Origin of the sequence: Pedobacter boryungensis, assembly GCF_013204825.1 — a bacterium.
Taxonomy (GTDB): Bacteria; Bacteroidota; Bacteroidia; order Sphingobacteriales; family Sphingobacteriaceae; genus Pedobacter; species Pedobacter boryungensis.
This window is the reverse complement of sequence record NZ_JABMKV010000001.1, coordinates 80,584-92,006: the sequence shown is the minus strand read 5'-3', so window position 1 is coordinate 92,006 and position 11,423 is coordinate 80,584. Positions and strand designations below refer to the sequence as shown.

General features: G+C 31.0%; 12 protein-coding genes. 10 read left to right on the top strand and 2 right to left on the bottom strand.

Features of this window, described 5'->3' with window-relative positions:
• Window positions 1-3 precede the first annotated feature (3 nt).
• Genes HQN85_RS00405 through HQN85_RS00360 form a run of 10 tightly spaced genes read left to right on the top strand, consistent with a single transcriptional unit; the run spans window position 4 to window position 9,723 of the window.
• On the top strand, window positions 4-1,245 hold the full coding sequence (locus HQN85_RS00405) for a glycosyltransferase family protein (RefSeq protein ID WP_173268371.1): 1,242 nt from the start codon (window positions 4-6) through the stop codon (window positions 1,243-1,245).
• A 1-nt stretch (window position 1,246) separates the two neighbouring features.
• On the top strand, window positions 1,247-2,557 hold the full coding sequence (locus tag HQN85_RS00400; protein ID WP_173268370.1) for a glycosyltransferase family protein: 1,311 nt from the start codon (window positions 1,247-1,249) through the stop codon (window positions 2,555-2,557).
• Entirely contained in the window at window positions 2,535-3,356 is an 822-nt protein-coding gene (locus HQN85_RS00395; protein WP_173268369.1) for an FkbM family methyltransferase, read from the top strand. The genes HQN85_RS00400 and HQN85_RS00395 overlap by 23 nt, the downstream gene beginning before the upstream one ends.
• Window positions 3,349-4,503 (top strand): glycosyltransferase family 4 protein, encoded by a 1,155-nt coding sequence (locus HQN85_RS00390; RefSeq protein ID WP_173268368.1) that lies wholly within the window; start codon window positions 3,349-3,351, stop codon window positions 4,501-4,503. The genes HQN85_RS00395 and HQN85_RS00390 overlap by 8 nt, the downstream gene beginning before the upstream one ends.
• On the top strand, window positions 4,481-5,938 hold the full coding sequence (locus HQN85_RS00385) for an exosortase Y-associated Wzy-like protein (protein WP_173268367.1): 1,458 nt from the start codon (window positions 4,481-4,483) through the stop codon (window positions 5,936-5,938). Before HQN85_RS00390 ends, HQN85_RS00385 begins: the two co-directional genes overlap by 23 nt.
• The gene (locus tag HQN85_RS00380; protein WP_173268366.1) at window positions 5,901-7,073 is read left to right on the top strand and encodes an XrtY-associated glycosyltransferase XYAG1; all 1,173 of its coding nucleotides are present in this window, start codon (window positions 5,901-5,903) and stop codon (window positions 7,071-7,073) included. Before HQN85_RS00385 ends, HQN85_RS00380 begins: the two co-directional genes overlap by 38 nt.
• Window positions 7,074-7,697 carry a class I SAM-dependent methyltransferase gene (locus tag HQN85_RS00375; protein ID WP_173268365.1) on the top strand — a complete coding sequence of 208 codons (624 nt, stop codon included), beginning with the start codon at window positions 7,074-7,076 and terminating at the stop codon, window positions 7,695-7,697. It abuts the gene before it with no gap.
• Window positions 7,697-8,548, top strand: a complete 852-nt coding sequence (locus HQN85_RS00370) for a glycosyltransferase family 2 protein (RefSeq protein ID WP_173268364.1) — start codon at window positions 7,697-7,699, stop codon at window positions 8,546-8,548. Before HQN85_RS00375 ends, HQN85_RS00370 begins: the two co-directional genes overlap by 1 nt.
• Before the next feature lie 25 nt (window positions 8,549-8,573).
• Window positions 8,574-9,176 carry an exosortase Y gene (xrtY, locus tag HQN85_RS00365; protein WP_173268363.1) on the top strand — a complete coding sequence of 201 codons (603 nt, stop codon included), beginning with the start codon at window positions 8,574-8,576 and terminating at the stop codon, window positions 9,174-9,176.
• Window positions 9,169-9,723: a WcaF family extracellular polysaccharide biosynthesis acetyltransferase gene (locus tag HQN85_RS00360; protein WP_173268362.1), complete on the top strand. Its 555-nt coding sequence runs from the start codon at window positions 9,169-9,171 to the stop codon at window positions 9,721-9,723. The genes xrtY and HQN85_RS00360 overlap by 8 nt, the downstream gene beginning before the upstream one ends.
• Here HQN85_RS00360 and obgE read toward each other — a convergent pair whose 3' ends face one another.
• Window positions 9,724-10,722, bottom strand: coding sequence for a GTPase ObgE (gene obgE, locus HQN85_RS00355; protein WP_173268361.1), 999 nt, complete (start codon window positions 10,720-10,722; stop codon window positions 9,724-9,726). It lies immediately after the preceding gene.
• Window positions 10,723-10,795: 73 nt separating this feature from the next.
• A complete protein-coding gene (locus HQN85_RS00350) occupies window positions 10,796-11,365 on the bottom strand; it encodes an adenylate kinase (RefSeq protein ID WP_173268360.1) in 570 nt (189 codons plus the stop codon).
• Window positions 11,366-11,423: the final 58 nt, after the last annotated feature.

Sequence of the window (11,423 nt, the reverse complement as noted above, 5' to 3'; positions counted from 1 at the left end):
TAAGTGTCTAGAAATATTGTTCTTATTACCTCGGGTCAGCCTTCTCTAAATCCAAGATTGGTAAAAGAGGCTGATGCATTAATTGAAGCTGGTTATAATGTCACTGTTATTTATCAATATTGGAACAATTGGGCTACAAATTTAGATGAAAAATTACTTCCTCAAAAAAAGTGGAAAGCAATAAGAATTGGTGGAGACCCTTTAAAAGAAAAAGTAACTTATTGGAGAACTCGTGTTATCTTAAAAATTGCTCAAAAATTGATTAAATCACTTGGCTTTAATAATAATTTAGCCGAGTTAGCTATAGGGCGATGTACTTTTCAGTTGGTTAAAAAAGCAAAGCATACACCTGGCGATCTTTATATTGCACATAATTTAGCAGCATTACCCGCAGCAGTTTTAGCTGCAAAACATAATAATGCAAAATGTGGTTTTGATGCAGAAGATTTACATCGCTACGAAATGAGTGATGATAATTTAAACGATGATGTTCGCTTAAAAAAATACCTTGAAGAGAAATATTTTCCTCAGGTTAATTATTTAACAACTAGCAGTCCAGAAATCGCGAAAAAATATGAATCATTCTTTCCATCCTTAACATTCAATACTGTATTAAATGTTTTTCCAAAAAATGATACAGAATTGATTACGAGAAATAACAATAATGAACCATTAAAATTATTCTGGTTCTCACAAAATGTTGGATTATCTAGAGGTTTACAAGATGTATTTGGTGCCTTAAAAATTATAGAAAATGAAAAAATAGAATTTCACATACTAGGATATTTAAGCAAGCAAGTTAAAACAGAATTAGATCAAATTATACAACATCTAAATTTTAATCAGCTTCCTAAAATTATCTTTCATCCACCTATAGAATCTACAGAATTAACTAGGTTTGCAAGTAAATTCGATATTGGTTTAGCGACTGAACCAGGATTTTCTATTAATAATGACATCGCTTTGAGTAATAAAATTTTCACCTATACACAAGCTGGCTTAGCTATTGTCGCATCTGATACAACAGCTCAGAAACAGTTTATGGAAGCTTTTCCTAATATGGGAGCTATTTATGAGAAAAAAAATTCAGCTAGCCTTGCTTCAATTTTAAAAAACTACATTGAACATATAGATTTATTAGTTCAACATCAGGCTCAATCTGAACTATATGCAAAAGAAAAATTAAATTGGGAAACCGAGAAAGAGAAATTTCTTTCAATTATTCAGCAAATAATTAACTCTTAAATTGAAACGTGTCCTTATTATTTCGCCTCACTTCCCTCCAGCAAATGCAGCAGATATGCAACGTGTTAGGATGAGTTTACCATATTTTAAGGAATTTGGATGGGAAGCCGAGGTAGTAACAGTCAATGAAAATTATGTAGATATGATAAAGGATTCTCTTTTACTAGAGTCTATTCCTCACCACATCATCATCCATAAGGTTAAAGCTTTTTCTAAAACATTAACTAGCAAAATTGGCCTTGGGAGCTTAGCCCTACGTTCATTATGGTTTTTTCGTAAAAAGGTTAATCAATTGCTAAAAAGTAAAAAATTCGATTTAATATATTTTTCTACAACAGAATTTCCAGTATGTATTTTAGGATCATATTGGAAAAATAAATTTAATATCCCTTATGTAATTGATATGCAAGATCCTTGGCATAGCGATTATTACCAAAATAAGCCAAAATCAGAGCGACCAAAAAAATATTGGTTTTCTTATCGTTTACATAAATTTCTGGAACCAATTGCCATGAAAGATGTAGGTGGTTTAATTAGCGTATCAGAAAAATATATTATTACCTTAAAAGATAGATATTCCAATTTGGCAACTGTCCCATATAAGGTTATCACTTTTGGTGCTAATGAATTAGATTTTAAAATTGCTCATGAAAATAACGAACAACTAAAATTGCACTACACCTATTCAAGTAAACAAGTTAATATTGTATATGTAGGCAGAGGTGGTTACGATATGCGAGATGCAGTGGAAATTTTGTTTAGGGCGTTTAAAATTGGGCTTGAAAAAGAACCAAATTTATTTGAAAATATTCACTTTCATTTTATTGGAACAAGTTATGCTCCAGCCGGTAAAGGTATAGCTACTATTAGTCCAGTTGCTGAAGCAGAAAATCTTTCTAAATACGTTACAGAATATACAAATCGTATTGGATTTTATGATAGTATTAAACAATTGATAAGTGCAGATGGATTACTTATAATTGGATCTAATGATAGTGGTTACACCGCTTCTAAATTATATCCTTATATTCTGGCCAAAAAGCAGTTATTAGGTATTTTTAATGAGATGAGCAGTGCTGCAAAAATTATTACAGCATGTAATGCTGGTGATTTAATTACATTTAATGATAGTTTGGATAAATCTTATCAAATCTTGCAACGTTATATAACTAATGTAAAAAAGCAACTGCCAATATCAACCAACTTTACCGCATTTAAGCCATATACGGCTTCATCTATGACAAAATCTCAAGTTGAATTATTTAACGAAGTATTGATTAGTAAACAAAATGTTATTAAAAAATATAATTAAAATCATATTAAGAAGGCCATTTTTCAAAGGACAGGATCGTCTTTTTAATTATCTTTTCAAAAAAAATAAATTAAATGAAGGATGGAAAATTGTCAAACCTATCCAAGGAAATTTTAAAATTAATTGTGATACTGCAACATGGATTGGAGCTAAAATAGTTTATACCGGTAATTATGAACCTGCTCTTAAAAGTGTATTCAAATCTAACATCAAAAAAGGAGATCATATTTTAGATGTTGGAGCAAATATTGGTTTTCATACATTGTTCTTTGCTGAATTAGTTGGAGACCAAGGTTCAATTACAGCTTTTGAACCTGTGCCTTATAATTTTGAAGTGCTTAATTATAACATCAGCATAAATGATTTCAATCATATAAAAACTAAAAATATTGCGCTTGGAAATAAAAATGAACAAATCAGCATTGCTGCTGATGAAAAAAGTTCAAATCCGGGAACCTTTAATCTTTTTGATAAAAGTGGCGATACATTAATTACATGCTGCATTGGAGATGAAATTGTTAAAGATGAAAAAGTAGATTTTATTAAAATTGATGTAGAAGGGTACGAAAGTTTTGTAATTCAAGGTTTGCTTGAAACTATTAAAAAAAATAGACCGAAAATTATATTTGAATACGATGTTAATTATCACAAAAAAACTGGACTAGCTAAAGATTATATCTTTTCCCTTTTAAGCGGTTTAAATTACCGGTTTATGCATATTTATCAAGAAGGCCCAATAGTGTTAGATAATTTTAACGAGCTTAAATCAGGGAATATTTTAGCATTACCAAATGACTAAGAAATTAGCAATTATTAGCACACATCCTATTCAATACTATGCGCCTGTATTTCAATTACTGGCTAAAAAAATAGATATTAAGGTGTTTTACACTGCTGGTAATGCTCTTGAAAAATATGATATTGGTTTTAAACAAAAAATTGAATGGGATATTCCTTTATTGGAAGGTTATAAATATGAATTTTTAGAAAACAGTGCAAAAGATAAAGGAAGCCATCATTTTACAGGGGTGGTCAATCCAAATGCAATTGAACAGATAAAAAACTATCAACCAAATGCAATTCTAATATACGGTTGGGCATATAAAAGTCATTTAAAAATTATTCGATTTTTTAAAAATAAAATCCCTGTATATTTTAGAGGAGATTCTACCTTATTAAATCAAAAATCTGACTTCAAAAATTTATTGCGAAACTTGTTTTTAACTTGGGTTTATAAAAATATTGATGCTGCATTTTATGTTGGTAGTGCTAATAAGGCATACTTTAAAAAATACGGGTTAAAAGATGAACAATTAATTTTTGCCCCACACGCTATTGATAATAAAAGATTTGGAGAGAATAGACAGGAAGAAGCATCAAAACTTAGGGCGAAATTTGGCATTAAGGAAGAAGAAATCTTAGTGCTTTTTGCAGGCAAATTAGAGTCGGTTAAAAATCCGATGTTGTTACTATCAGCTTTTCAAAAACTAAATTCAATTGACATCCATCTATTATTTGTAGGGAACGGAGAACTAGAAAAAAGCTTAAAGGAGCAAACTAAAGAAAATGGTCAACCAGAGAATATTCATTTTTTAGATTTTCAAAATCAAACGCAAATGCCAACTATTTACCAAGCTTGTGATTTATTTTGTCTTCCATCTAATAGTGAAACATGGGGTTTAGCCATAAATGAAGCAATGGCCTCAGGAAAACCAATATTAGTTTCAGATAAAGTAGGATGTGCAGTTGATTTAGTGAATGCAAAAACTGGAAGCATCTTTAAACATGGTGATTTAACGGATTTAACACAAAAATTAATAGCTTTAACACAATCTAAATCTCAATTAAAAAAAATGGGTGAAAATTCATTAAAATACATTAACAATTGGAGCTTCGAAGAACAAGTAAATGCAATTATAAAGTATGTTAACAGATCAGAATCTTAATTTTTCTCGTCAAAAAGTACTTATTTTAATTTATCTCCCATGGGTTTTATCAATAATCACTCAACTTGACCCTATCGTTTCTTACTTTGTGGCATGGAGTGGTTCTTTTTATATTTTTTATTTAACACTCTTTTCTAAAGTAAAATTTATACCTCTTGATTTACCCCTAACCAAGCAGGTAATGAGACCGATAGTACTTATTCAGCTAATTTTTGCTGGTTTTATGTGTTGTACATCCATTTTTTACTTTATGGATCATATGGGTTACGAATATTTTAACAAAAAAAGCATAATACCTTTTAAGGTTAATGAACTAACTTATTTTATTGCTAAATGTCAACGAATGTCCTTGCTAGCGCATGCTGCGTTGGTTACCGGAATGATTGTTCAAATTAAACAGTTTCCAATTATCAAACATAAATTAAACTTAAATTTAGATTTCTTTTTAATATGGTTATGTGTGGGTTGTTACCTTTTAGGGGCAACGGCTTCTAAAATCGCAAGTGTTTCTCAATTCTCTTTTGGATTAATTAACATTTCCATTACTTGCAGTGCATTAGTATTTGTAAGGGGGATTGTGCAAAGAAAAAGAGGTTATATATTTTTTGGGGGAGGATTATTTGTTTTTAATTTTTTAGCATCAACACTAACTGGTTACAAAGAAAGTATCATTATAAATGTAATTATCATTAGCTTTTTGCTCTACCCCTATTATAAAAAAGTTATTTTAACCTTAGCGATACCAACAATTTATATTCTATTATACATTTTGCCAACCTTTGCAAGTATAGTAAGATCTCAAGCATGGTCTGGGCAGAAAACTGCTGTAGAAGCAAGAAAAGCAGCATTCAATGCTGTATTAACAAGTGATGCTCCGCTAATTGATGAGACAAACTGGGGCTTTTTAACAAATCGTTTAAGTGAAATTAATATGTTTGCAAAATTTGTTAAGCACATCCCTGCAGAAAGAGATTATTACGGCTTAGAAATTTTTAAAAACTCTTTATTGGCTATTATTCCACGATTTATTTGGCCTAATAAGTTTATTACAGAAAGCATTTCCATGGAACGTGTGTATGAAGCAAGAGTTGCTTATAAAGGCTCTGATGTATCTGCCAAAACACGTCCAGTTGTTGATGGTTATGTAAGTGCAGGCCTATTTGGAGTATTTATTTCTATATTTTTATATGGTTGGTTAGCGCAATGGCTATGTAATAAAGCAGAAGAATGGTTTGGGGGTTACGAACTTGGATGTATTGTAATGTTCAATGCTATTTTTCAAAATTTATGGCGAGGAAATAATTTCGAATTTTTGCTTAATAATATCTTTTATGGTTATATAGCTATGTATGCCATTTTTTGGATGTTAAAAAGATCAAATACATTAACAGAATTGGATGTCTATAAAAATACTGCAAATATCAGCAGCATATAAACCCGCCTACATTTATGGCGGGCCTACAATGTCTGTTGCTAAATTGTGCGAAGTATTAGCTGAAAATAAAGTCCATGTTGAGGTTCTCACAACTACTGCAAATGGAAAAACAGAATTGGATGTCAACATAAATAAGGTTCAACAAGTTGAAGGAGTTAACGTTACTTATTTTAAAAGGTTAACGAAAGATCATACACACTTCTCACCTACTTTATTATTAGCATTAAGGAGTAGAATAAGAGGCCAACAATCAAAATCTAACGACAACAAATTAATTATACATATTCACGCTTGGTGGAATTTAATTTCAATTTTTAGCTGTCAAATAGCCAAATGGTATAATATTCCAGTTATTCTATCACCGCGAGGAATGTTAACGAATTATACATTAGGCAATAGAAATGGAACTTTTAAATCTATTATTCATACAATCATGGGTAAAAAATTATTGACTTATTGCCATATCCATGCTACGAGTGAAAAAGAAAAACAAGATATATTACAATTTATACAACCAAAAAGTCTTACAGTAATTCCAAATTTAGTAGAACTTTCAAAAAATAAGACAAAACAACTTCCTCAATCCTTTAAACAAGAAGACCCTTTTAAACTTATATTTTTATCACGAATTGAAGAGAAAAAAGGACTAGAATTACTATTTGAATCACTATCAGGTTTAACGATAAATTGGAATTTAACTATTGCAGGATCTGGGGAAGATCAATATGTAAAAAGCTTGAAGGAAAAAGCTAAAAATTTAAAAATTCAGGATAGAATAAAATGGATTGGACAAGTAAAGAGTGCTGATAAATTTAAAGTACTTGCGGATCATCATTTAATGGTTTTAACCTCATACAATGAAAATTTTGCTAATGTGGTTATTGAAAGTTTAAGTGTAGGAACTCCAGTTTTAATAGCTAATGAAGTTGGTTTGTCAGATTATGTTAAAGATAAAAAATTAGGTTGGGTAACTAGTTTGTCGCCACAAGATATACAGCAAAACCTAATTTTAGCATTTAATGACGATGAACTTAAATCAAAAATAAGAGCTAATGCTCCAAAAATAATTTCGGAAGATTTTGACGAAAAAAATTTAATTCAAAAGTATATAACGTTTTACAATCAAATTATTTAAATGGCAGACTACAAAGATTATGGGTATCAAAATGCGAATGCAACCCATGCGCATCAATACATTGCCGAGCCAATTATTAAATTATTAAATAAAAATAAAAATCAAACTATCTTAGATTTAGGTTGTGGTAATGGTGCTCTTGTTAAACAATTGGTTGAACTTGGGTTTAATGCTTATGGGACAGATGCATCTGAAACAGGAATAAAAATTGCTTCAACATTTTCTCATGAGCGTTTTGCAGTACAAGATCTAACAACGGATGAGCTTCCCAATAAATTTAACGAACTCAATTTTGACACGATTATTTCGACAGAAGTAATTGAGCACTTATACGACCCTAGAAAATTTATTCAATTTTGTAAAAAGATATTAGTTAAAAACAATGGTGGACAACTTATTCTAAGCACACCCTATCATGGCTATTTAAAAAATTTATTATTAGCAGTAGCTGGAAAATGGGATCAACATGCAAATCCACTTTGGGATGGTGGACATATTAAACTTTGGTCTAAAAATACAATAAATCAATTGTTGGAGGAGCAGGGATTTAAAGTAACCGATTTCGTAGGGTGTGGTCGAATTCCTTATGTTTGGAAATCTATGGTAATTAAAGCCACAATATAATGAAGAATTTCAGTTTCATTATTTTAACTTTTAACGAAGAACAGCATCTACCAAGATTACTTAAATCTATATCAGATTTAAATGCTCCAATTTATATCTTGGATTCTGGAAGTACAGATGAAACTTTAAAAATTGCTGAAGAATTTAAGGCAGTTGTTAAGATTAATCCTTTCGAAAATCATCCTAAACAATGGGATGTCGCTTTAAAAAGTTTCAATATTCAAACTCCATGGATTATTGGATTAGATGCCGATCAAATCGTAACACCAGAACTTTTCTTGTTGTTACAAAATTTCAAAGATGAAGATTATAAAAATACTAACGGTATTTATTTTAACAGAAAAAACTATTTTAAAGGCAAATGGATTAAATATGGTGGTTTCTATCCAAAATATTTGCTTAAAATGTTTAGAACCAATATTGGATATTCTGATTTGAATGAAAATATGGATCATCGATTTATTGTTCCAGGCCAAACCCAAATTTGGAAAAATGGTCATATCCTAGAAGAAAATCTAAAAGAAAATGAAATCAGTTTTTGGATAGCAAAACACAATAGATATAGCGATTTAATTGCTGAAGAAGAAATAGAACGATTAAATAAATTACGTGGTCAAACAATTAAACCTAATTTTTGGGGCAGCCCAGATGAACGTAATGCTTGGCTAAAACGGCTTTGGTGGAAACTTCCTCTAGGTTTAAGACCTTTTCTATATTTTAGTTATCGTTTATTGTTTAAACTTGGTATTTTAGATGGTTCTACAGGGATTTTATTTCATTTTTTACAGGGATTTTGGTTTAGATTGATTGTGGATGTAAAGATTAAAGAAATGATAAAATCTAAACCGTAAATTAGTTTATAAATTAACTCAAAATATGAATCAACCTCTCGAAAACAAAAAAGCAGCAAATAAAACAGCTATCTTTTTTGTTGTAAAACTTTTATTTTTTTACTTTCTATTTAGTCAAGGCAATTTGTTTATGAATAGTGTAATGAATGAAGGCAGTAGATTTTATAATGCTTACATCTCCAGTTATTTAGATTACATTCAAGGTTTAAAAACAGCTTTAATTGTACCTGCTGTATGGATGATTAAACTTTTTGGCTTTTATGCTATTCATAACGAAATGGATGTTATGGTTGTGGCAGGACCGCATTTGCGAATTAATTATTCTTGTTTAGGCCTTGGTGTGATGTCTTTTTTAGCAGCCTTTGTGATCGCGTTTCCAGCTAAATTAAAATCAAAAATTAAACTTCTTGTTTTTGGATTATTTATGATTTATATCTTAAATGTTTTAAGAATAGTGGCACTTGGTGTGCTGTTAGGCTTTTTTCAATCTCAAAGAGATAATTTTACTTATCACCACGAAGTATTTAATATTTTAGTCTATATCATTGTATTTATAGTGCTTTATTATTGGATAAAAAAGAATAGCACTCCTATTATTAACAAAGAAACCGAATCAAAAATTGACTAAAGTAACCCAACTTAAAAAGGATTTTGATAGAAAAGATTTTAATCCAGGTGCTTCTTCTTTAAAAATAGCTTGTTGGTATTTTATAAGTGCCCTCTTTTTTCGATCAGGTTTAATTCCATTTAGTGCTGTCTTGGTCTTTATTTTAAGAGCTTTTGGTGCAAAAATTGGGAAAGATGTTCGAATAAAACCCTGCATTTATATTCATTATCCATGGAAATTAACTATTGGTGATTATTCTTGGTTGGCAGAATGTAGAATCGAAAATTTGGCTGAAGTTGTTATTGGTAAAAATGTATGTGTTTCGCAGAAAGCAATGCTATTAACTGGCAATCACGACTATAAAAAAACAGGATTTGATTTAATTACTAAATCAATTGTATTAGAAGATGGTGTATGGATAGGTGCTAAAGCTATTGTTTGTCCAGGTATTATTGCTCAATCACATTCAGTTCTAACAGTTAACTCTGTTGCTACAAAAAACATGGAAGCCTACGCTATTTACCAGGGCAATCCAGCAAATAAAGTGAAAGATAGAGTAATTAGCTAATTACTCTTCATTAATTGCTTTCCATAACATATCTTTTAATTCGGTAATACCTTGTTGGGCAACTGCCGAAATAAATATAGTCGGAATTTCAGGTAAATCTGCCTTCATCTCTGTCTTCAACTCATCATCTAACATATCTGATTTTGTAACAGCTAATAAATGAGGCTTTTGCATTAACTCAGAGTTGAATTGTTGCAATTCATTTTTCAAAATTTCATATTCTTCTTTAATACTTCTACTAGTATCCGCTGGTACCATAAAAAGTAAAACAGAATTACGCTCTATATGACGCAAGAATCTAAATCCTAATCCCTTTCCTTTAGATGCTCCCTCAATAATTCCAGGAATATCTGCCATTACAAATGATTTCCCGTTCCTATAAGAAACAATACCTAAATTCGGAACTAAAGTAGTAAACGGATAATCAGCAATTTCTGGTTTTGCAGCAGATAATACAGATAACAAAGTCGATTTCCCTGCATTAGGAAAACCAACTAAACCTACATCTGCAAGTACTTTTAGTTCCAAAACCATCCACTCTTCTTTTCCTGGCTCACCCGGTTGTGCAAACCGTGGAGTTTGCAAAGTTGGAGTTTTAAAATGCCAGTTTCCTAACCCACCTCTACCTCCTGGTGTTAAAATTTTAGTTTCCCCATCTTCCGTAATCTCGAATAAAATATCTCCTGTTTCTGCATCACGAGCAATAGTTCCAAGTGGAACTTCTAAAATCTCATCTTTTCCAGTCTTACCTGTTTTCTGGCTACTTCCACCACTTAATCCATCTTCAGCAATAATATGTTTACGATATTTTAAGTGAAGTAAAGTCCAAAATTGAGAGTTTCCTTTCAAAATAATGTGTCCACCTCTTCCTCCATCCCCACCATCGGGTCCGCCAGTAGAAGTTAATTTATCACGGTGTAAATGTGCAGAGCCTGCGCCTCCCTTACCAGAACGGCAACATATTTTTACATAATCTACAAAATTCGATCCCTGTGACATAACAATTTATTTAAAAACAAAAAAGCGGGAAGAATGAACAATCTTTCCCGCTATTCTTTATTTAAGTTATACTTTAATATTTATCTATAACGGCACATAAACTATTAAAGATATCCTCTATGTTTCCAATGCCGTTAATTTTCGTTAATTTCTTTTGCTCATCATAATAAGGCAATACTAAAATGATTTTATTAAAATACTCATCAATTCTTTTTTGAGATTTTTCTGCCTGATCATCTAATCTACCTGTTTCCTTTTGACGTAAAGCTACACGTTTAACTAACTCATCTTTATCAACATCTAATGCAATTACACCATTAATCTTACTTCCTTTTCCTTCTAAAAACTTGTCTAGTTCAACAGCTTGCGGAATTGTTCTTGGAAAACCATCAAACACAAAACCCTTAGCATTTGGGTTTTTGTCGATTTCCTCTTCCAACATATCAATTGTAATTTTATCTGGTACTAATTCACCATCAGCAATTAATTTGCTTACTTTTTTACCTAAAGCCGTTTGGTTTTTAATGTGTGCTCTAAAAAGATCTCCTGTAGAAATATGCACTAACTGATATTTATTAATCAGCTTTTCAGATTGGGTGCCTTTGCCTGCACCTGGAGGGCCAAAGAGAACTAAATTCAGCATTAAGGTTGTCTTTAAAAGTGAAAAAAGCCTCACCGCCTGTTGGCAGCAAGGCTCTTTA